Origin of the sequence: Stenotrophomonas maltophilia group sp. RNC7, assembly GCF_030910085.1 — a bacterium.
Taxonomy (GTDB): domain Bacteria; phylum Pseudomonadota; class Gammaproteobacteria; order Xanthomonadales; family Xanthomonadaceae; genus Stenotrophomonas; species Stenotrophomonas sepilia.
In genome coordinates this window covers 1-21,385 of the sequence record NZ_JAVFVN010000271.1, presented here as the reverse complement: position 1 = coordinate 21,385, position 21,385 = coordinate 1, and the positions used below count along the sequence as shown (strand labels likewise).

Below are 21,385 nucleotides of genomic sequence, written 5' to 3'. Positions count from 1 at the left end.
GAACCACGCCCATGCCCTACGCCACCGCCCAGCCGCTGCATCCGCAAGGACCGCCGATGAACCTGGTCCTGTACGGCATTGACCGCGAACTGCTGCCCCGGCTGGCCGCCAAGCTGCCGCCGACCACCACCCTGCACTGGCAGGACAGCAGTGCGCCGACGTCTGCGCAGGACCTGCAACGCGGCCCGCAGAGCCTGGTGCTGCTTGACTTCCGGCCCGAGCACGCGGCTGCCTCGAGCGTGCTGGCACAGCAGCTGCAGCAGACCCAACCGGACCTGGCGCTGGTCGCGGTCGGCGCCACCAGCGCCGGCCAGGTCGAAGGCGTGGTGATCGCGCTGCGCGCCGGCCTGCGCGATGTGCTGGACCTGGACAGCGACAACGCCGGCATCGAGGCGGCCCTGCGGCGTGCGCTGTCACCGCGCCCGGCCGCGGTGGCGCAGCACGCGCACAAGGCGCGCCTGATCGTGCTGCTGGGCGTGCGCGCAGGCGTCGGCACCAGTACCCTGGCCGCACATCTTTCGGTGCTGGCGCAACAGACGCGGGCCCTTGCCCAGGGCGATGCAGTGCAGCAGGACGGCCTGCTGATGGAACTGGCACAGCCGTCCGGTGACCTTGCGCTGTACCTCAATCTCGACAGCCGCTTCCACTACGAGGATGCGCTGCGCAACGCCAGCCGCATCGACGCCACCCTCGCACGCACCGCGATGGCGCGCCATGACTCCGGGCTGGTGCTGCTGGACCGTGCCGGCGGCAGTGATGCCGTGCCCCCGTCCGACCCTGGCGCGCTGCTGCAGCGCCTGCGCGGGGTGTTCGCCAGCGTGCTGTGTGATGCCGGCGGCTGCCCGCTGCGGCAGCTGCCGCCGCTGTTGCTGGACCAGGCAGACGAAATCTGGCTGGTCACCGATGCGTCGATCGCCACGCTGGTCTCGCTGGACCAGGCGCTGAAGCATCTTGCAGGCCAGCGCGAGCGCGAGAAACGCCTGCAGCTGGTGATCAACCGCCACGACGACAGCAGCGGCATGAGCCCGGAACAGATCGCACGCCGCTTCGAAGTGCCGTTGCTGGCGACATTGCCTGAACGACCGCGCGTGCGCCTTGCCGCCAGCCAGGGCCGCCTGCTGCTGCAGGATGCGCCGCGCGATCCCTACCTGCGTGCCCTCGCCCCGCTCGTGTCACGGCTGGACCCGGCTGCCTGCCCGGTCCAGCCGCATGGCCTGCGGGAAAGACTCTCCCTTGCCCTGGGTGGATCGCAATGGAAGACAAGGTAACCCCGTTCCCGCATGCCGTTGCCCGCCCGCTGCTGCACGAAAGCCCGGGCCACCTGCCGTTCGCACAGACCGAGCAGTACCAGAAGGTGCTGTCGGCCGCGCATGAGCACCTGCTCAACAGCATCGAGGACGAGCGCATCGACATCGATTCCTGGGCCCCGGATACCATCGCCCGCTGGGTGCAGGTACAGACCGTGGGCTTCATCCAGGAATGGCGCATCCCGATCAACGAAGAAGAGATGCAGGTGGTTGCCGAGGGCCTGGTCAAGGAGCTGACCGGTTTCGGCCCGCTGGACGACCTGCTCCACGACCCCTCCATCGAAGACATCCTGATCAACGGTTTCAAGGACGTGCACGTTTCGCAGGGTGGCCAGCTCCGGCGTGCCACCCAGCGCTTCACCGATGACACCCACCTGCTGCGCATCCTGCGCCGCATCCTCGCGCCGCTGGGCCGCCGGCTGGATGATTCCAATCCGATGGTCGATGCGCGCCTGCCCAACGGCGGCCGCCTCAACGCGATCATCTCGCCACTGGCGGTGGACGGGCCGATGGTGTCCATCCGCAAGTTCCGCAAGGACCCGTTCACCCCCGACGAACTGCTCGCCAAGGGCACCTTCGACGCACCGATGCAGGCCCTGCTGAAGGCAATGGTGCTGGGCCGATGCAACATCCTGGTCTCCGGCGGCACCAGCTCCGGCAAGACCTCGCTGCTGAACGCACTGGCCAGCTACGTGCCACCCAGCGAGCGCGTCATCACCGTGGAGGACACCGCCGAGCTTTCGCTGAACCATCCGCACGTGGTGCGCCTGGAAAGCCGCATCGGTGGCGCCGAGGGCCAGGGCGCGGTCAGCATCCGCGACCTGGTGCGCAACAGTCTGCGCATGCGCCCGGACCGCATCGTGGTCGGCGAGGTGCGTGGCGCGGAAGTGCTGGAAATGCTGCAGGCGATGAACACCGGCCATGACGGATCGATGGCCACCATCCACGCCAACACGCCGCGCGACTGCCTGTACCGCATCGAGATGCTGGCAGGCTTTGCCGGCTTCCAGGGCAGCGAGGACAGCCTGCGCCGGCAGATTGCCAGCGCCATCGACTTCATCGTGCAGATCTCGCGGCTGGGCAGCGGGCGCCGGGTGCTGGTCTCGATCACCGAGATCACCGGGGTCAGTGACAACCTGATCACCACCCAGGAAATGTTCCGCCACGAGGTGCAGATCGACGCCGCCGGCCGCGAGACCGACCGCTGGATCGGCCTGGGCTTCCATCCGCACTCGCACAAGCTGGAGCCGTTCCGCCAGCAACTGCGTGAATCGCTCTACGGGGACTTCTGAGCATGGGCACCGGCCTGCTGCTGGGCGTGTTGAGCATCATCTCGGTGCTGCTGGCGCTGGCCGTCTGGCTGTGGGGCACCGCCGCCAGCCGTGAGCAGCGCCAGGCCTCGCTGCAGCATGCCGAGCAACAACTGGCGCGCGGCAGCGCGGCCGGCGCAGTACCGGCCGGGCCTGCCGTTGCGGCGGCCAACGATTCGACCCGCCCGGCCAGCACTGGGACCCGCGTACTGCCGTGGGACGGTGTCCTGCAGCGCGCCGGCCTTCAGCCGGGCTGGAAGCTGCCACTGATGCTGCTGGTGCCGGGACTGGTGCTTGCGGTCGTGGCGGCGATGCGGCTGGGCACGGCCTGGATGTTTCCGCTGACCCTGCTGCTGTACCTGCTGGGCTGCTGGCTGTGGGTGATGCGCCGGATCACGAAGCTGCGCGCGCAGCTGCTGCACCAGATGCCGGACTTTCTCGACAACCTGGTCCGCCTCACCGCGCTGGGCAACAGCCTGCAGGCCGCGTTCCAGGTGTCTTCGATGCAGACCAGCGCGCCACTGCGCGGCCTGCTCGACACCACGGTGCGCTATGCACGCAGCGGCATGGACCTGGATCGTGCATTGAGCCTGGCCGCGCAGCCGTACCGGATGGACGCACTGAAGGTGCTGGCAGTGGTGATCGGAGTGAGCGTGCGCATTGGTGGGCGCGCCGACCAGATCCTGCAACGCATGGGCGATTTCATGCGCGACCTGGAACAGGCCCAGCAGGAACTGGCGGCCACCACCTCGGAAACACGGATGTCGGCCTGGGTGCTGGGGCTGCTGCCACCCGCCAGTGCGGTGCTGATGGCGATCTCCAGCCCGGCGTTCTTCCAGCCGGTGCTGCACGACCCGCTCGGTCACAGGATCCTGCTGATCGCACTGGGCCTGGAACTGCTCGGGGCGTTCCTGCTGTACCGCCTGGCCAAATCGCTATGACCGCCCGCAGCCGCCCCGGAGGTGCCCGATGAGCGCCAGCGCCTGGTTCGCCCTTTCGCTGCTGGTGCTGGCAGCCGGCGTCGCCCTGCTCGGTATCGCCGGCTGGGTACGCAGCCATCGCGAGCACCGCACCTCAGCCACACTGAAAACCGCCCTGCAGCCGCGTGAAGAAGGCCGCGACACCGAGGCCACGCGCCGCGACTCGCTGGGCTGGATCGAGCGCTTCGGGCGCTCGCTCAGTGGCGGCCGCCTGGAGGCCGCGCTGCTTGCCAACGAAGACAAGCTGCTGTTGGACCTGGCTGGCTGGAACACGCGCCGCGGTACCGCGATCTATCTCGGCCTGCGCCTGCTGCTTGCCCTGTTGGTGCTGGCGCTGGCGCTGGCGTTCAGCAGCGCGCATGGGCTTGCCAAGGTGATGGTGGTGATCGGTGCGCTGGCGGCCGGGCTGCTGCTGCCGAAGTTCGTGCTGTCGTCGTGGGTCAAGCGCCGCCGCCGTGCGGTCGAGAACGAGCTGCCCCTGCTGATCGACCTGCTGCGCCTGCTGCAGGGCGTGGGCTTCAGCATGGACCAGAGCCTGCAGACGCTGGGCGACAAGCTGCGCGATGCATTGCCGGTACTCGGCGGCGAACTGCAGGAAGCCAATGTGGCCTATACCCATGGCCGCACGCGCGCGCAGTCATTGCGGCGGCTGAGCGAGGTCTACGCCGATGATGACCTGGCCAGCCTGATGCAGTTGATCCTGCAGGTGCATGCGCACGGCGGCGCAGTGCAGGAGCCGTTGCGCCAGTTCAGCCTCCGCCTGCGCGAACAGCGCCGCAACGCGTTGAAGGAAAAGGTCGGCAAGCTCTCGGTGAAGATGACCGTGGTGATGATGCTGACCCTGTTGCCGGCACTGATGCTGGTGCTTGCCGGCCCGGCGCTGGTCGCGCTGGCCACCACCCTGTCCAAGATGGGATCTCCCTGATGCCTGCCCTGCACACCTCCTGCCTGCTGCTTGCCGTCACCCTCGCCGCCCTGGCCAGTGGCTGCGCCTCGACCACGCCGAAGTATGTGCGGGCGCCCAGCCTTGCGCCGCCGGAACCCGATCCGCAGGACAGCCGCAACGCCTATCTGGAGCTGATCGAACGCATGCAGCAGCAGGGCGCCTGGTATGCCTCGCTGGCCCATGTGGAGGCCTTCCGCCAGCGCTATGGTGATCGTCCTGCCCTGCGCCTGCTGCAGGCCGACGCACTGCGTGAGACCGGCCAGACCGACGCGGCGGTCGCGCTGTATCGCGAGCTGTCCAGCGGGCCGCAGGCCGCGGCGGCCGCCCATGGCCTGGGCCTGATCGCAGCACGTCGCGACGACGATGCCGGCAGCGAACAGGCCCTGGCGCGCGCCACGCAGCTGCAGCCCTTGAACACCGACTACCTGGGCGACCTGGGCTATGCACGGCTGCGTGCCGGCCAGTTCGATCAGGCCCGCGAGCCGCTGGCCAAGGCCCTGGAGCTTTCACCGGGCAACGCCAAGGCAACGGCCAACCTTGCACTCTGGGCGGTACTGCGCGGCGACCAGGCCACGGCGGAGCGGCTATCGGCACAGGCCAGCCTCAACGAGGAAACGCGCCGAAGCATCCAGCAGCAGGCCCAGCAGATCCGGACGCGCCTGCAGCAACGACAGGCCGCTGCTGCAGCCAATGCAGCCACACCTGCACACACGGCCAGCGTCGAGAGTGGCGCTCGTGCATCGGGCGGCGCACGGCTGGCGGGCGAACCCCACCGCGACCCGCGCGACCAACGCGATCCGCAGCGCCTGCCACCCTCGATGCTGGAACGCTTCAGCGCCACCGACCACCCGACCGGAAGCACACCATGACCACGATGCGCCAGATCCGACGCCTGTTGCCCGTGCTGTGCTGCCTGCTTGTTGCCGGTGCCGTGCAGGCGCAGCAACAGCCATTGACCGGACAGATGCTCGGTGGCCCCTCGCCGTCGCCAGCGGGCACGGCGCCGATGCAGGCCGAGCCGCTTCCCACCGTGGAGTTGGCCGCACCGGCCGCATCCGCCGAGGTGACTGGGGCGCAAGCGTCGACCATCGCAACCGACGTCGCACGTCTTTCAGCACCGCCCGCCGCACCGCGTGCGCGCCTGCCCAGCGGCGAGGCGACCCGCAATCTGTTCCGCCTGCAGGCCTCCGGGCAGCAGGCCGGCCAGCGGCTGCCGATCCTGGGTGACCAGGCCACGCTGAGCTATGCGCGTTACCTGAAGAGCTTTGAACACGAGATCCCGGACTTCTTTGAGACCGATGTCTCCCGGTCCAAGGACGCCTCCTCCTCCGGACGCTGAGGTCGGCCATGAAACGCCCACGCCAGTTCAGTTTCAGCCGCGCACGCGGCGGCATGTCGGTCACGATGATGCTGGTCATGCTGGCGCTGTTGGCCATGCTGGGCCTGATTGAGATCGGCTATCTGTTCTGGGCCAAGCGTGATGCGCAGAAGGTGGCCGACCTTGCCGCACTGGCCGGCGCACAGCGGCTGGAGCTGTGCAGCCCGGACAACAGCGACAACAGCGCTGCCCGGCAGAATGCGGTGGCCCAGAACGGGTTCGCAGGCACCCTGCAGATCCGCTGCGGCAACTGGAGCGCCAGCCGTGGCACCGGCACCCGCTTCGTCACCAGCGTCGATGCCAGCAATCCCCGCAATGCCGTTCAGGTAATCGCCGAGCGCAGCGTGCTGCCCTTCTTCGGGCAGACTTCCAGCCTGCCCACCGTGAGCGTGCAGGCCGTGGCGCGCCGTGCCGAACCCACCGCGGTGTTTGCGGTCGGCTCGCAGCTGCTAAGGACCAATGGCGATTCAGTGCTGCTGTCCACCCTGCGCCTGGTTGGCCTGGACGTCACCAATGCCACGGTGCTGTCCTATGACGGCCTGGCGCAGGCCAACGTCACCCCTTCGGGCCTGCTGAAAGCGCTCAACATACCGGTAAGCGCGAACCTCAGCGTGGCCGACTTCAATCGCCTGCTGTCGGTCAACAAGATTTCGCTGGCACAGCTGGTCGATGCCACCGCCACCGTGGTCGGCCGTGACTCCGCTGCGGGGGTGCAGCTGCGCGCCCTGTCCGATCTGGTTGCCACCCAGCTGGACATCAACAAGCTCAACATCGTGCTTGGCAGCCAGTCCGGCGGCGGTGGCCTGTTTGCCGAAGTTGTCTCGCCCGACGGCACGGTCGGCAGCGCACTGGAGTCACAGGTCAACGTGCTCAACCTGATCAGCACCGCGATCTCCATCGCCAACGATGGCAACGGCGTGGCGGTCAAGGGACTGGACCTGCTGGGCATCAGCATCCAGGCAGGCGTGGTCGAGCCGCCATCGATCGCCATCGGCGGTGTCGGCAGCCGTGCCTACAACGCGCAGGTGCGGCTGATGGCGGACGTGGACAGCAACAACCTGTTCGCGCTGGGGCCGCTGCTGAACCTGCTTGGCACGCGCCTGCACCTGCCGCTGCACGTCGACGTGGCCAACGGCATGGGCACGCTGACCGGCATCCAGTGCGGCGGCAATCCACCCAAGGCCACGATCCAGGTGGACTCGTCGGTGCTGCGCGCCTGCGTCGGCAATGTCGACCCTGCACAGCGCTTCTCCAAGGCCAATGTCTGCGACGCCACGCTGCAGGACGAACAGCTGCTGAAGCTGCTGGGCCAACCATTGATCAACGACAGGATTACCCTGCCTGCCCTGACCAGCACGCAGACCCTGACCCTGGCCGCCGGTGAGACCGGCTCGACCCGGTTCAACCCGCTCGCGATCGGTGACGCAGTGTCGAGCCTGGTGAACGAACTGCTACGGGTGCTGTCGGGCATGCTCAATTCGCCCAAGCAGGGCATGAACGCCAACGACACCGCCAAGGCGCTGGCCGATCGCTACCTGCAGGCGGCCTTTCCGACTGGCGGACGCTACAACGTCGACCAGGTCATCCCGCTGCTGCGCGATGGCGATCCGGCACGCAATCTCGCCCCGCTGGGCAACTGGACGGTGAAGAATGGCGTCCCCAAGCCTTGCCTGCTGGGCCTGACTACCTGCTGGGAAGACGGTTCGGTGTGGACCGGTTACAGGACGACCGTCACCGGCCAGGGCCTGGGCCTGCTCGATGGCCTGCTTGGCTCGCTGGTCGGCGGCCTGCTGATCAACCGCTGCGACAGCCTGCTCGGCAACCTGATCGATTACAACGGCTGCGTGCGCAACAATCTGGCGTCGTACATCCAGACCGCACCGGCCGGCTTTCTCGATGGTGCCGGGGGAACGGGTGTCACCAACCCCGATGGCAGCGTCAGCTGCAGCGGCCTGCTGTGCACCGTGCTGAAGCCGATCCTGGCCGCACTGCGGCCGGTGCTCAACAGTGTCGGCACCCTGCTGACCAACCTGCTGGCCAGCGTGCTGGGCCTTGAACTGGGCCGGACCGACGTCAACGTGCAGTCGATCCAGTGCAGCGCCGCACAGCTGGTCTACTGACCCGTGACGGGCGCCCTTGGCGGCGCCCACACCCATGCTAGACTCCCGGCGGGGAACCACCTTCATATCAACCCACACTCATCCGTGGATGGTCTAGACATGCGAGAAACTTCAGGGGGCGCGGTCTTTGCCCGGCACGCGCGCAGCGCGGCAGTGCTGGCCGTGGTCATGATGCTGGTGGCACCGGCAGCGATGGCTGCACGTGGCGACCGTGAGGCGGCAGCCGAACCGGCGCGCAGCGCGCCGGTGGTGCGCAATACCGTGGACGAACTCAAGCAGTTGATGGACTCGCGCCAGCTGACCGAGCTGCGCACCACCTACAACGGCAACTACGGCGCCAGCCTGCTGTTCAATGCCAACACCCTGACCTACTACGTCGCCCTGTTCCAGGAGAAGAACTTCTGGCGGGTGATCAAGACCGATGCGGTGGACAACGCCGAGCGCGTCTACCGCACCTTCGCGCAGCAGTCCGAACAGCTGGCCCAGGTCTACATCGACACCACCCGCCTTGAAGCCGGCAAGCGCTACACCGAGCGCCTGGTGGCCTACAACGAGGAACGCCTGCGTACCCTGCAGCAGGAAATGGAACAGCAGCAGGCACAGTCGGCCCAGGTCAGCGCCGCCCTGCAGCAGGCCCAGCAGCAGGCCGTGAGCCTCAGCACCGACGTGCAGAGCACCAACAGCCAGTTGGACGCCCTGCAGCGCCGCATCCAGATCCTGCAGGCCGAACAGGGCAACCCGGAGTTGAGCCTGCCCAAGCCGGACAGCGTGCCCGCACCGGCGGCCGCCAGCGACGGTCGCTGAGAGCTGCACTCACGGTACTCCACGCGACGGCGCCCTATGGCGCCGTTGTCGTTTTCGGCACTTCAGCGCCCCCGCGTCACTGGCAGGCGCCGTAGACCGCGTCATCCAGCTGCCGGCGCTGCACGAAATCCAGGCGCCGACGCTTGAGCAACGCCTGCTCGCGATCACGCCGGGCACGCTCGCAGGCCGCCGCATCCGTGCTGATCGTGATCAGCGCACCGTGCGCCCGCGCCGCACGCCGTGGCCGGGGCGATGGCTTCGGTGTCGAGGCCGCTGGCGCCACAGCGCCGCGGGACAATGACTGCTCCGCGGGCACGTCCCAGCGCCATGCGGCACGCCCCTGGCAGGGTGTCTGCTGGTAGACCGGGTGCGGTCCATCCACGCACTTGTAGACATGGGTCTGTGCCGGCGCTGCCATGGGCAGCAGCAGGCACAGCATCAGCGACCATCGCATGGCGGGCATCCGTGCGTTCCTGTGGCGGGCTGCGCTCATCCTCGGCACACGGCTCCCGTCCTGCCAGAGCGATACGCGTCACATCCGATGCAATCCAGCACAGCCGTGCAAGTCGGTCGCCTGCGCCTGCGCTGTACTGCCGAAGGCACCGGCATCCTGCCGAAGCCTTCCCTCCCTTCCGCCAAGGAACCTGCAATGAGCAACTTCGTCACCGTCGCCGATGGCGCCCGCATCTTCTACAAGGATTGGGGCACCGGCCAGCCGATCGTGTTCGCCCACGGTTGGCCGCTGTCTTCCGATGCCTGGGATCCGCAGATGCTGTTCATGGGCCAGAACGGCTTCCGCGTGGTCGCCCACGATCGCCGCAGCCACGGACGCTCCAGCCAGACCTGGGATGGCAACAACATGGACACCTATGCCGATGACCTGGCCGCGGTGATCGAAGCGCTGGACCTGAAGGACGCGATCCTGGTCGGCCATTCCACCGGCGGCGGTGAAGTGGCCCATTACATCGGCCGCCACGGCAGCGCGCGCGTGGCCAAGGTGGTGCTGGTCGGCGCCGTGCCGCCGCTGATGCTGAAGACCGCTGGCAACCCCGCCGGCACCCCGCTGGAGGTCTTCGACGGTATCCGCAAGGGTACCGGCGGCGACCGTTCGCAGTTCTTCAAGGACCTGACCACCCCGTTCTTCGGCGCCAACCGGGATGGCAACAACGTTACCCAGGGCATGCGCGATGCGTTCTGGCTGCAGGGCATGCTCGGTGGCGTCAAGGGCCAGTACGACTGCGTGCACGAATTCTCGGAAGTGGACTACACCGAGGACCTGAAGAAGATCGACGTGCCGGCGCTGGTCGTGCACGGCGATGACGACCAGATCGTGCCGTTCGATGCCTCGGCCAAGCTGTCCTCGCAGATCATCAAGGATGCCGAACTGAACGTGTACGCCGGTGCGCCGCATGGCCTGACCATCACCCACGCCGACCAGTTCAACGCCGACCTGCTGGCATTCGCACGCAAGTGAGGTATCGCGGCGGCGCCGCAACGGTGCCGCCGCCCCTTCGGTAGTGCCGGCCGCTGGCCGGCACCCCGATCAATCCATCGCGATCCTGCACAGCCGGCCAGCGGCCGGCTCTAGCCGCGACGGCTCAGATGTCGGCATGGTGATGTGGCACGGAGGCGGGCAGCGGATCATGACCACCCACGAAGTGGCGCACCACCGGCGAGCGCTCTCCCCGATGCAATCCGCGTAGTTCTTCCTGGATCGCCTTGTCGTCGGCGGTGATGCGCTCGTGCTGGCGAAGGTGCTCCAGCCATGACGGGGTCACGAAATACTCAAGGTGGATTCCCGGTGTTGCCACGTCTTCGACTACGCCCCAGACCACCGCACCGTCGCGACGACGGATGGATCCCATCGCGCGCATCTGCGCCTGGAACGCGGCACGATCAGCATCATCGATGCGGTACTCGATGGTGACCAGCACCGGGCCTCGATCGTTCGACACCGGCACCGACAGCTCGGGTGCCGGCCAGTGCCCGGCCGGGCGCAGGTTCAGGTCTTCGGTGCCGGCGATGCGCACGCGCCACACCAGCAATCCACCGATCACCGCACCGGCCGCTGCCACCAGCAACGCCAGTTCGGGCGAGGTGCGCTGAGCGAGCGCGCCCCAGCTCAGGCCGCCGGCGGCCATGCCGGCAGAGAACACCATGATGTACAGCGCCAGCGCACGCGCACGTACCCATGCCGGAACCGCAGTCTGCGCAGCGATCTGCAGCGACGACAGCACGGTGATCCACGCAAATCCATTCACCAGCATCACCGCCGGAAGCACGTACCAGCTGCGGGTCAGCGCCAGCCCGACCAGGCTCAGGGCCAGCGACAACGTCGCCAGCAGTACCAGCAGGTCGCGATCCAGCTGTGCGCGCAGCTTCGGCAGCAGCAAGGCACCGCCCACTGCACCGATGCCGATGCAGCCCAGCAGCATGCCGTACTGCCCCGCCCCACCCTGCATCTGCCCACGCACCACCACGGGCAACAACGCGTTCATTGCCGCGGCGAAGAAGAAGAAGCCGACCGACTTGATCAGCACCGCCTGCAGCCGTCCGGCACGGCTGGCGTAGCGCAGGCCCGCTTTCAATCCGGCACCGAAGCCTTCCGGCGGCAAGCTCGACTGCTTTGGGTCGCGCTTCCAACCCCACACTACGAACAGCATCGCGGCGAAGGTGACGGCATTGAAGCCGAACGCCCAGACCGCACCCAGCTGGGCGACGATCACGCCGCCGATGGCCGGGCCGATCGAACGGGCGATATTGATGCCGATCGAGTTCAGCGCCACTGCCGAGGCCAGCATCGGCTGCGGCACCAGTTCGGAGACGATGGCGGCCTGCGCGGGCATTGCCATCGCCGCACCGCAGCCCATGCAGAAGGTCAGCAGCACCAGCAACTGCGGGGTCAGCAGGTCCATCGCGGTCAACCCAGCCATTGCGGCGGCCACCAGCAGCATCCAGCCCTGGGTCACCAACAGGTACTTCCGACGATCGACAATGTCGGCCAGGGTGCCGGCAGCGAGCGCCAGCAGCACGATCGGCACCGTGGTGGCCGACTGCACCAGGGCCACCATCAACGGCGAACCGGTGCGCTCGGCCATCACCCAGGCGGCGGCCACATCATTGACCCAGGTGCCGATGTTGCTGGCCAGGATCGCCAGCCAGATCGAACGGAACATCTGGATCTTCAGCGGGGACCAGGCCCCTGCGGCCTGTACGGGGAGTTGCGACGCGGTTGCGTTCACCATTGCCATGCTCCAACGATCGAGGCGAACAGCGTGTCCTGGCCTCCAGCCTGCTTCAGTGCAGGACCGGCGTCGACCCAGGCCAGCTGCAGCTGCCATTGCCAGTGTTCGCTGGCCTGCCAGCGGGTTTCGGATTTGTACTGGGTGCCGATGCGGCGCGCGCCACCGGCGCTGCCCGGCAACGCCACCAGCGGCGCCGGCGTGGTGTAGACCGCATCGGCACGACGATGCTTCCAGGCCATCTGCACGCCCAGTTCCGTCGTCACCGCGTCGTGCAGGCGCAGGGCCAGGGTCGGCTGCAGGTCCATCAGATTGGCCGGGGCCAGCAGGCTGGCCTCGCTGAAGTAGGCCGATTTCGGGAACAGTGCATTGAAGGTGCCCAGTCGCCGGTCGTGCAGGTTGCCATCGCCACTGGCGATGTCGGCCTTCAGCCCCAGCCGCGGTTGCAGCGGCCGCTCCGTCCAGCGCCAGCCGGTGTCGGTCGCCAGCGTCCAGGCACGGATGTCGAGTGGGCCGGTGGCGGCACGCAGTTCACCGCCCTGCGCCACCAGCTCACTGTTCCAGTCCAGCAGACCTGACTGGCCGAACCAGCGCGCACCGAGTGTCTGCCGGCGCTCGGTTCCCGAGCCTGCCGCAAAGCGCGCACCGTCGCGACGATAGTCCAGCAGGTACAGATCCCACTGTCCCACGCCCTGCCCGCGTGCCGCGGTGGCATAGGCACCCCACAGGTGCGCACCGTGTTCGCTGCGATCATCAAAGGCACCCGGCCGGTTCTCGACCGGCCGCAGAGCCATCAGGTCAAGCGTGCCGAGCCGCCCCTTCCAGCCCAGGCGCGCACCGTCGAAGGCCAGGCGGATATTCGGCCCATCGCGCACCGACAACAGCCGCGAGCTGCCATAGCCGGCTTCCTGCCGGCCGAGCTGCACATGGAAGCCACCGCGCTGCCAGCGCCAGTACGCCTGCTGCACGTCCAAGGCACCACGGTCGGTGCGGCCCGGGCCGCCTGCCTTGCCATTCTCGGCATGCACGCCCAGCTGCAGTTTTGCCTGCCAGGTGTCCTCCACATAGGTGGCCGAAGCCAGTGCACGCAGCAGGCCATAGCCATCTTCACTGCCACCGATGCCGAACCGGGTCGGGTCGTAGTACAGGCCACGCAGGCGCAGCGAGGCGTCCCACCGCAATTGGCCGTCACCGGCGTCAGTGCAATGGCCACCCTCGCAGGCCAGCGCCAGCGATGGCACGGCCAGCAGCGCCAGGCTCAGAACGCGAAGCACGAGCATCCCATCGCGCCCCAGAAGGCGGTCAGGTCATCGGTGGGCGCCGCATGCTGCGCGGCATGCCCGTGAGCACCATGCGTACTGCAGGCCACACCGTGATGGTGGCGATGGGCAGCTGCCAACCCGGTGGCAGCACCGCCGACATGGTAACCACCGAACCGGTTGACCGGCGACCAGCTGGGCATCGCCGGCGGCAGCTGCGGCGCCAGGCCAGCATAATCGCCGTCGGCATGCACGATGCGCCCGCCGACCACGGTCAGCAGGCTGGTGATGTCGGCGATCTGCGCGTCGTCGACGCGGAAGAAATCGGCCGAGAGCAGGATGAAGTCGGCCAGCTGACCAACCTTCAATGTCCCTTTTACTGCTTCGTCGCCGGAGAACCAGGCGCTGCCCTGGGTCCACAGGCGCAGCGCCTGCTCGCGTTCGAGCAGGTTTTCCTCGCCATACAGGGCCAACCCGCCCACGGTGCGCCCGGTCACCAGCCAGGACAATGCCACCCACGGGTTGTAGCTGGCCACGCGGGTGGCGTCGGTGCCTGCGCCCACCGGCACGCCCTCGGCCAACATGCGCCTGACCGGCGGCGTGTGCCGTGCCGCCTGCACACCGTAGCGCTCGACGAAGGCTTCGCCCTGGTAAGCCATGCGGTGCTGCACGGCGATACCCCCACCCAGCGCGCGGATGCGCTCGATATTGCGCGGAGTGATGGTCTCGGCGTGGTCAATGAACCAGTGCAGGCCATCGAACGGCACCTCGCGGTTGACCTGTTCGTATACATCCAGGATGCGGGTGATGCTCTCGTCGTAGGTGGCGTGGATGCGGAACGGCCAGCGCTTCTCGACCAGCAGCTTCACCACGTCGTGCAGTTCGGGCTCCAGCTCCGGCGGCAGTTCCGGGCGCGGTTCGTTGAACAGTTCGAAGTCGGCGGCAGAGAACACCAGCATCTCGCCCGCGCCGTTGTGGCGCAGCAGGTCATCGCCCTGGCGCGGCTGCAGGATCTCGCTCCAGCCACGGAAGTCATCCACTTCCCTGCCCTTGTTCTGGGTGAACAGGTTGTAGGCGATGCGCACCGTCAGCTGATCATCGCGATGCAGCTGCTCGATGACCTGGTAGTCCTCGGGGTAGTTCTGGAAGCCACCGCCGGCGTCGATCACCGAAGTGATGCCAAGCCGGTTCAGTTCGCGCATGAAATGGCGCGTCGAGTTGGCCTGGTATTCGATCGGCAGGCGCGGGCCCTTGGCCAGCGTGGCGTACAGGATCAGCGCATTGGGCTTGGCCAGCAGCAGCCCGGTCGGGTTGCCCAGCGAATCGCGCACGATCTGGCCACCCGGCGGATCTGGCGTGTCCTTGCTGTAGCCGCAGGCGCGCAGCGCGGCGCGGTTGAGCAGTGCGCGGTCATACAGGTGCAGCAGGAACACCGGCGTATCCGGTGCGATGTCGTTGAGCTCCTGCAGCGTCGGCAGGCGCTTCTCGTTGAACTGCGCAGCGGTGAAGCCACCGACCACGCGCACCCACTGCGGCGCGGGAGTACGGTCTACCTGGGCCTTCAGCATGTCCAGAGCGTCGCCCAGCGAACGCAGGCCGTCCCAGCGCAGTTCCAGGTTGTAGTTCAGGCCACCACGGATGAGGTGGGTATGGCTGTCGTTGAGGCCGGGCAGCAGGCGCCGGCCCTGCGCGTCGATCAGCGTCGCTTCATTGCCCCAGCCGCGCATGATCTCCTCGTCGCTGCCGACGGCGACGATGCGGCCCTCCTGTACAGCCAGCGCCTGCGCATGCGGCTGCTGCGGGTCGAGGGTGGTAATGCGGGCATTGCGGATGACCAGCGTGCTCATGCGACGCTCCTTGGAAGTGGAATCGAGTGCGGCACCGGCACGACCTGCCAGGCCGAGCGCAACAGCGGCGCCGCTGGCCAGCACCACGTTGCGGCGGCCGTGATCGAGGGGATCGTGACTCATGCGAATTCTCCCGGAAAGCGTTGGCCGTCCAGCGCCCAGGCGCCGGGGCCGGCCAGCGCGAGGGCCAGCAGCACCGTGGTCCACATCAACGGGTACTCACTGCCGCCGCGCATCCAGAACCAGCCCTTGGGCAGGGCCAACAGCACGGTGAAGCCGATGAAGGCAGCCGCCGCAAGGGCGGCGATGCGGGTCTGCCACCCCAGCAGCACGGCCAGCCCGGACAACACCTGCAGCAAGGCCAACAGCAATGGCAACGGTGCCACTGCCGGCAGCCCGAAACCGCGCAGCTCGGTGGCGAAGCCGGAAAGCCCCGGCCCCCCGAACCACCCGAACAGCTTGCCCAGCGCGTGCGGCAGCAGGAAGCCTCCTGCCGCCACGCGCAGCATCAGCAGGGCCAGGTCGAGGCCTTGGCCGGCAACCATGCTCAGTGCCCGCCTTCCTGCGCACCGAACATCCGCTTGGCGTACTGGATGCCGATGCCGTAGCCGCCGGCGTGGTCGCGCGCAATGCCGGTAGTCAGGTCGTAGGTTTCACCCCGTGCCCAGTCGCGCTGCAGTTCGAGCAGGTACTGCACGCTGGTCATCGGCACCGCGCCGGCCTGCACCATGCGGGTGATCGCACGCTCGTGCGCTTCCTCGCTGACATCGCCGCAGGCATCGGTAATCACATACACCTCGAAGCCCTGCGCCAGCGCCGACAGCGCCGGGCCGACGATGCAGACGCTGGTCCACAGGCCGGCGATGACCAGACGGCGCTTGCCGATGCGGTTGATCTCATCGATCACAGGCTGGTCTTCCCAGGTGTTCATCGAGGTGCGATCGAACACCGTCTGGCCAGGGAAGATCTGCGGCAGTTCCGGGAACATCGGCCCGGAGAACGATGCTTCGGCGACTGTGGTCAGCACGACCGGTACATTGAAGCCCTTGGCGCCCTTGCCGATCAGCGACACGTTGTTGCGCAGCGCGGAGATGTCGATGGTGTGGGTGGCGAACGCCATCTGCGACTGGAAGTCGATCAGCACCAGGGCGTGGTCGGTCGGCGACAGCAGCGCCGGGGCGGGAGTGGCGGTGGCAAGGCTCATGGGTGGACTCCGTTGGAAACACGATCAAGGGGATGCAACAGGGCGGCATCACCGGCGACGTACTGGCCGGGGCTGCAGCCGGTCTCCGCGCGGAAGCTGCGGACGAAATGGCTCTGGTCGAAGAAGCCCAGCTGCTGGGCCAGGCAGGCCATCGGCAGCTGCGCGCCCGGCAGCAGCTGGCGCGCACGCTCGATGCGACGGCGGCGGACATAGCGCAACGGGCTGGCGCCGGTACCGGCGCGGAACAGGCGTACCAGATGGAAGCGGCTGACGCAGGCGGCCGCCGCCAGCTCGGTCACCCGCAGCGGCTGCGACAGATGCTCATCGACATAGCGCAGGGCGCGCTGCAAGGCGGCCGCCTGCTGCGGTGCCAGTGAAGCGGCGGGCGGATCAGGCGGGAAGAGGGTAGCCATGCGGGACGCCGCGAAGGGGTGCCCCATGGTGCGTGACCCCTGCGTGATGCCCTACCCCCGTCGGTCGAGGCCAGCACCTACCCGAATGGGGGAGGCCGACGGCCGAGCAGGCGGCGCCCGAACAACCGCGCATCCAGTGAATAGGCGCCAGGGCCCAGCATCAACAGCGCCAATGGCAGCACCGCCTGCGGCCACGGCGCCTGCTGCGCGAACATGCCCACGGCCGCCATCAGCGCCGCGAGCGGCGTCAACGCGCCCAGCACGAGCATCGGCACTGCCAGCAGGCACACCGCGGACCACCCGCCCGCCTGCATGCCAAGCGTGAACAGAGCAGCGGACAGGCACAACCGCAACCACAGCAGGCCGATGCCCGGACCGCGGTCGGGGAACATCACGAACAGGCGCTGCATGGCGGGGCTCCGGAGGGCATGCCGGCGTGATAGCCGACACCGGCGCACGCCGCCTACCCCGTTCGGGTCACCCCGGACTGCCCCACACCTGCCAGAATGCGCGCCATGCGTGGCCGCCCCTTCCCGTCCGTGCGTCGCCTGCCGACGCTGCTGACGTGCCTGTTGCTGTTGACCTCCCTGCCCGCCTTTGCCGTGCAGCGCCCGCCGGTGAGCGGCGGGCTGCCCGATTACGAGCACACCGCCTGGCGTGTCGGCCAGGGCGCGCCAGGCGATATCTGGGACATTGCCCAGGACCGCGAGGGCCTGTTGTGGCTGGCTACCGGCTCGGGCCTGTACCGCTTCGATGGCCGTCGCTTCGAACGGCAGGCAGCGCCCGCCGGTAGCCAGTTCCCGTCCACCAACATGGTCACGCTGGCGCATGCCGCCGGCGGTGCGCTGTGGATCGGCTACTTCCAGGCCGGCATCAGCCAGTTCACGCATGGGCAGCTTCGCAGCTACGGCCGCGAGCAGGGGGTGCCGGTCGGCGTGGTCCCACGCTTCAGCCAGGATCGCCAGGGCCAGCTCTGGGCGGCGATCAATGGCGGGCTGCGCCGCTTTGACGGACACCGCTGGCAGCCACTGCCGGCCGCTGCCGGCCTGCCCGAGCGCCGAGTGCAGTGGGTGCTGCACGACAGCCGGGGCAGGTTCTGGGTGCTGGCCGACCTGAAGATCTGGATGCGTGCGGCGGGCCAGACCGCGTTCGAGGACACCGGCATCGCGGTCTCGCAGATGGCGACGCTGGCCGAAAGCCCGCAGGGTGAAGTGTGGCTGGCCGACCGGGTGCGCGGCACCTCGCCGCTGGCCAACGCGCAGGGTCTGCTGGCGGCCGGCGAACGTGAGGCGCGGCGGTTGCCGGAACTGGTTGCTGCGCGCCTGCAGTTCACTGCCGATGGCGCGCTGTGGGCCACGATGAGCCCGCACGGCGGCGTCGCCCGCATCACCTTCGACGGCACCCGGGCCGTGCGCATGGAGCGCTTCGATTCGCCGCAAGGACTGACCGCCACATCGGCAGTGCCGATCATCGTCGATCGCGAAGGCAATCTCTGGGTCGGCACCAATCTCGGCCTCAACCGCTTCCGCGCACGCAGCGTGCACGCCCTGGTGGTCGGCCCGAGCGATCCCTACCGCTCGCTGGTACGGGCCAGCGATGGGCGCGTGTATGGCTATGGCGAAGACCTCAAGCCCTACGACCTGCGGCGCCCCCTGCTGAATGGCAGCGCCACGCAGCTGCAGGCCGCCGCGCGGCAGGCACCCACGTCGATCTGGCAGTTCGACTGGGTCAACCTCGCGCGCACGGTCGCCGGCCGCACCACATTGATCCCGCTGCCGGCGCCGTTCACCGGGCAGCCGCTGCATGCCCTGTTGTTCCCCGATGACGGACAGGCCTGGGTCTGCGCCGGCGAACGCGGGGTGCTGCACTACCAGCATGACCAGTGGCAACGTGAAATCCGCCTGCCAGAGCAGGCCTGCTCATCGCTGGCGCTGGATGCCGATGGCCAGCTGCTGCTCGGCTATGCCGATGGCCGCCTGCGCCGCCTGGGTGCAAATGGCACCGAGTGCTTCGGCGCCGGGGACGGCCTGTCGGTAGGACCGATCACTGCGATGCTGCACCACCGGGACCTTCTGCTGGTCGCCGGCGAAGCAGGGCTGGCGGCACGGCTGGGCAACGGCCGGTTCGTTCCGGTGCGCACCGACATGGCCGGCGTACTGGAAGGCATCACCGGCATGGTCGCCGATGCCAATGGACACCTGTGGCTCAACGGCAGCCGTGGCCTGGTAAGGATGGAAAGCGGGTTGCTGCGCCGTGCCCTGCGCTCCGGCCTGCCAGTGACGCCACGCCTGTTCGATGCCATCGACGGCATGCCCGGCATCGCCCTGCAGAGCGGGCCGATCTCCACCGCCGCCCTGGCCGACGACGGCCTGCTGTGGCTGGCCACCAACCAGGGCCTGGCCTGGCTGGACACCACCCGCTCGCACGTCAATACGATGGCTCCCAGCGTGCGTATCGGCGAGGTGCTGTATGGCAGCGAGCACGCGCCGCTACGCGATGGCCTGCGCCTCCCGGCAGGCACCAGCCAGCTGCAGATCGATTACGTGGCGCTGTCGTTGGCACGTCCGGAGCGCAACCGATACCGCTACCGCCTGTCCGGCGTCGATGACGGCTGGCAGGACGCCGGCAGCAGCACGCGTGCGTACTACACCAATCTGGCGCCGGGCAATTACCGCTTCGAAGTGGAGGCCGCCAACGAAGATGGCATCTGGAGCACGGCACCGGCACAGCGCAGCTTCCGCATCGCGCCCACCTTCATGCAGACCGTGTGGTTCAAGCTGTTGTGCGCGGCCATCGTGCTGGGGCTGCTGGTGATGGCGGTACGCATCCGCAGTGGCCAGTTGGCGGCACTGTTCCGCGCGCGGCTGCAGGAGCGCCATGGCGAGCGCGAACGCATCGCCCGCGACCTGCACGACACCCTGCTGCAGGGCAGCCAGGGCCTGATCCTGCGCCTGCACGCGATCAGCCAGTCAGCGCAGACACCCGAGCCGGTGCGCAGCCAGCTTGAGTCAGCGATGCAGCTGGCCGAGCGCAACCTGGCCGAGGGTCGCGAGCGGGTCAATGCGCTGCGCGAGGCGCCGTTCGCGGGCCGCGACCTCGCTTCGGCGCTGGCCGACGTGCACGCCGAATACGCCGGGCATGGCATCAATCCCCTGCGCCTGACCGTGGAAGGCGCGGCGCCACCGCTGCAGGCCGACGCGGCCGAAGAGGTGTTCCTGATCGGGCGCGAGGCCATCCGCAATGCGTTGCGCCATGCCAATGCCAGTGCCGTTGAAGTGGAACTGTCCTACGGCACGCGTTGTTTCCTGCTGCACGTGCGCGACGACGGTGCCGGCATCGCCGACGAGAACGCCGGCCATGGCCATTGGGGCCTGCAGGGCATGCGTGAGCGCGCCCAGCGCCTCGGCGCGGAACTGCAGCTGTGGACCCGCCCCGGGCTGGGTACCGAAGTCGCGCTGGCAGTCCCGGCCCGGCGGCTGTATCACCGCCGCCGATCGCGTTGGCATTGGCCCTGGAGTAGAGAAACCCATGACTGAGTCCCCTGCCCCGATCGGCGTGCTGGTGGTCGACGACCACCCGCTGCTGCGTGATGGACTGGCGGCACTGCTGGGCGCTCATGCCGACCTGCGCCTGCTCGGCGAGGCCGCCGATGGCGAGGAAGCCATCGCACGCTACCAGCAGCTGCAGCCCGACGTCGTGCTGATGGACCTGCAGATGCCCCGCCTGGATGGTGTGGAAGCCATCGTGCGGATCCGCGCGCTGGACCCACGCGCGCGCATCATCGTGCTGACCACTTACCGCGGTGACGTACGTGCGGTGCGGGCGCTGCAGGCCGGCGCCAGCGCGTACCTGCTGAAGGACATGCTGCGGCATGAACTGGTCGACACCATCCGCATGGTCGCCGGCGGCCGGCGCGCACCGATTCCCCCGGCGGTGGCAGCCAGCATCGCCGCGCACGTGGTGGAAGATCGCTTGTCGCCCCGCGAGACCGAGGTACTGCGGCACGTGGCCGGAGGGCTGTCGAACAAGCGCATCGGCGAGCGCATGCAGATTTCCGAGCAGACGGTGAAGGCGCACATGAAAAGCCTGATGGACAAGCTCGGCGTGGGTGATCGCACGCATGCGGTAACCCAGGCGCTGCGGCGCGGCATCATCAGCCTGGACGACAGCGGTCACGATTAGGGGGTTGTTCGGCAGGGCTTGCAGCCCTGCACCTGCTACGGGCTGGAGCAACAGCAACAGCAACAACTGAAGCAAAAGCGGTTTCCTGTGGGTCGGCGGGGTGGGTCCGGTTGCGGGAGACGCCGTAGACCCTTCCTTGGGGGCTTGGCCGCGGCATCCATGCCGCGGACACTCCCGCAACCGGACCCACCCCGCCTTCGACAGATTTCTGCGATCTGTCGGGCATTGCGTTCTGTAGGTCCACGCCATGTCTGGATGAATCTTCATCGAAATCGAGTATTTCGAAGATTGAACGAAGAGCATCCACGCATGGCGTGGATCTACCGTGTCGACCAAGGTCGACACCTACCCACAGCAGCGGGAATCTGTCGGAGGTGGGGCGGTGTGGGGCTG

Annotated in this window: 19 protein-coding genes; 11 read left to right on the top strand and 8 right to left on the bottom strand. The window is 68.1% G+C overall.

The window, feature by feature from the left end:
* Positions 1-11: 11 nt before the first annotated feature.
* The 8 genes from RCF13_RS03675 (at position 12) to RCF13_RS03640 (ending at position 8,845) form a co-directional block, all read left to right on the top strand.
* The gene (locus RCF13_RS03675) at positions 12-1,268 is read left to right on the top strand and encodes a fimbrial protein (RefSeq protein ID WP_061479831.1); all 1,257 of its coding nucleotides are present in this window, start codon (positions 12-14) and stop codon (positions 1,266-1,268) included.
* Entirely contained in the window at positions 1,253-2,599 is a 1,347-nt protein-coding gene (locus tag RCF13_RS03670; protein ID WP_061479830.1) for a CpaF family protein, read from the top strand. The genes RCF13_RS03675 and RCF13_RS03670 overlap by 16 nt, the downstream gene beginning before the upstream one ends.
* Before the next feature lie 2 nt (positions 2,600-2,601).
* Complete coding sequence (locus RCF13_RS03665) at positions 2,602-3,558, top strand: type II secretion system F family protein (protein ID WP_231352159.1); 957 nt, start codon at positions 2,602-2,604, stop codon at positions 3,556-3,558.
* 28 nt (positions 3,559-3,586) lie between these two features.
* A complete protein-coding gene (locus tag RCF13_RS03660; RefSeq protein WP_069138312.1) occupies positions 3,587-4,522 on the top strand; it encodes a type II secretion system F family protein in 936 nt (311 codons plus the stop codon).
* Entirely contained in the window at positions 4,522-5,412 is an 891-nt protein-coding gene (locus tag RCF13_RS03655) for a Flp pilus assembly protein TadD (protein WP_069138309.1), read from the top strand. Before RCF13_RS03660 ends, RCF13_RS03655 begins: the two co-directional genes overlap by 1 nt.
* Positions 5,409-5,882 (top strand): DUF3613 domain-containing protein, encoded by a 474-nt coding sequence (locus RCF13_RS03650; protein ID WP_231352160.1) that lies wholly within the window; start codon positions 5,409-5,411, stop codon positions 5,880-5,882. The genes RCF13_RS03655 and RCF13_RS03650 overlap by 4 nt, the downstream gene beginning before the upstream one ends.
* A gap of 8 nt (positions 5,883-5,890) precedes the next feature.
* The gene (locus RCF13_RS03645) at positions 5,891-8,041 is read left to right on the top strand and encodes a TadG family pilus assembly protein (protein WP_231352161.1); all 2,151 of its coding nucleotides are present in this window, start codon (positions 5,891-5,893) and stop codon (positions 8,039-8,041) included.
* Positions 8,042-8,140: 99 nt separating this feature from the next.
* A complete protein-coding gene (locus RCF13_RS03640) occupies positions 8,141-8,845 on the top strand; it encodes a DUF2968 domain-containing protein (protein WP_032954256.1) in 705 nt (234 codons plus the stop codon).
* A gap of 76 nt (positions 8,846-8,921) precedes the next feature.
* On the opposite strand, the gene RCF13_RS03635 is transcribed toward RCF13_RS03640, so the two are convergent.
* The gene (locus RCF13_RS03635; RefSeq protein WP_065196127.1) at positions 8,922-9,308 is read right to left on the bottom strand and encodes a hypothetical protein; all 387 of its coding nucleotides are present in this window, start codon (positions 9,306-9,308) and stop codon (positions 8,922-8,924) included.
* A gap of 186 nt (positions 9,309-9,494) precedes the next feature.
* Here RCF13_RS03635 and RCF13_RS03630 point away from each other — a divergent pair, with 186 nt between their 5' ends.
* Positions 9,495-10,319, top strand: a complete 825-nt coding sequence (locus tag RCF13_RS03630; RefSeq protein ID WP_072167493.1) for an alpha/beta hydrolase — start codon at positions 9,495-9,497, stop codon at positions 10,317-10,319.
* Positions 10,320-10,443: 124 nt separating this feature from the next.
* Here RCF13_RS03630 and RCF13_RS03625 read toward each other — a convergent pair whose 3' ends face one another.
* The 7 genes from RCF13_RS03625 to RCF13_RS03595 all read right to left on the bottom strand — a co-directional run bounded on the left by RCF13_RS03625 (position 10,444) and on the right by RCF13_RS03595 (position 17,220).
* Positions 10,444-12,090 (bottom strand): MFS transporter, encoded by a 1,647-nt coding sequence (locus tag RCF13_RS03625; protein WP_134968829.1) that lies wholly within the window; start codon positions 12,088-12,090, stop codon positions 10,444-10,446.
* On the bottom strand, positions 12,084-13,367 hold the full coding sequence (locus tag RCF13_RS03620) for an alginate export family protein (RefSeq protein ID WP_061480732.1): 1,284 nt from the start codon (positions 13,365-13,367) through the stop codon (positions 12,084-12,086). The genes RCF13_RS03625 and RCF13_RS03620 overlap by 7 nt, the downstream gene beginning before the upstream one ends.
* A complete protein-coding gene (locus RCF13_RS03615) occupies positions 13,346-15,193 on the bottom strand; it encodes an amidohydrolase (RefSeq protein ID WP_181357896.1) in 1,848 nt (615 codons plus the stop codon). The genes RCF13_RS03620 and RCF13_RS03615 overlap by 22 nt, the downstream gene beginning before the upstream one ends.
* Positions 15,194-15,312: 119 nt before the next feature.
* Positions 15,313-15,738 (bottom strand): DoxX family protein, encoded by a 426-nt coding sequence (locus RCF13_RS03610; protein ID WP_134968826.1) that lies wholly within the window; start codon positions 15,736-15,738, stop codon positions 15,313-15,315.
* 2 nt (positions 15,739-15,740) lie between these two features.
* Positions 15,741-16,397: a hydrolase gene (locus RCF13_RS03605; protein ID WP_005417006.1), complete on the bottom strand. Its 657-nt coding sequence runs from the start codon at positions 16,395-16,397 to the stop codon at positions 15,741-15,743.
* Complete coding sequence (locus tag RCF13_RS03600) at positions 16,394-16,837, bottom strand: AraC family transcriptional regulator (RefSeq protein WP_050562701.1); 444 nt, start codon at positions 16,835-16,837, stop codon at positions 16,394-16,396. Before RCF13_RS03600 ends, RCF13_RS03605 begins: the two co-directional genes overlap by 4 nt.
* A 50-nt stretch (positions 16,838-16,887) precedes the next feature.
* Complete coding sequence (locus RCF13_RS03595; protein ID WP_134968825.1) at positions 16,888-17,220, bottom strand: hypothetical protein; 333 nt, start codon at positions 17,218-17,220, stop codon at positions 16,888-16,890.
* A 96-nt stretch (positions 17,221-17,316) separates the two neighbouring features.
* Between RCF13_RS03595 and RCF13_RS03590 the strand changes: the two genes are divergently transcribed.
* Both RCF13_RS03590 and RCF13_RS03585 read left to right on the top strand, forming a co-directional pair.
* Positions 17,317-20,346, top strand: a complete 3,030-nt coding sequence (locus tag RCF13_RS03590) for a sensor histidine kinase (RefSeq protein WP_134968824.1) — start codon at positions 17,317-17,319, stop codon at positions 20,344-20,346.
* Positions 20,339-20,992 (top strand): response regulator transcription factor, encoded by a 654-nt coding sequence (locus RCF13_RS03585; RefSeq protein WP_069138296.1) that lies wholly within the window; start codon positions 20,339-20,341, stop codon positions 20,990-20,992. The genes RCF13_RS03590 and RCF13_RS03585 overlap by 8 nt, the downstream gene beginning before the upstream one ends.
* Positions 20,993-21,385: the final 393 nt, after the last annotated feature.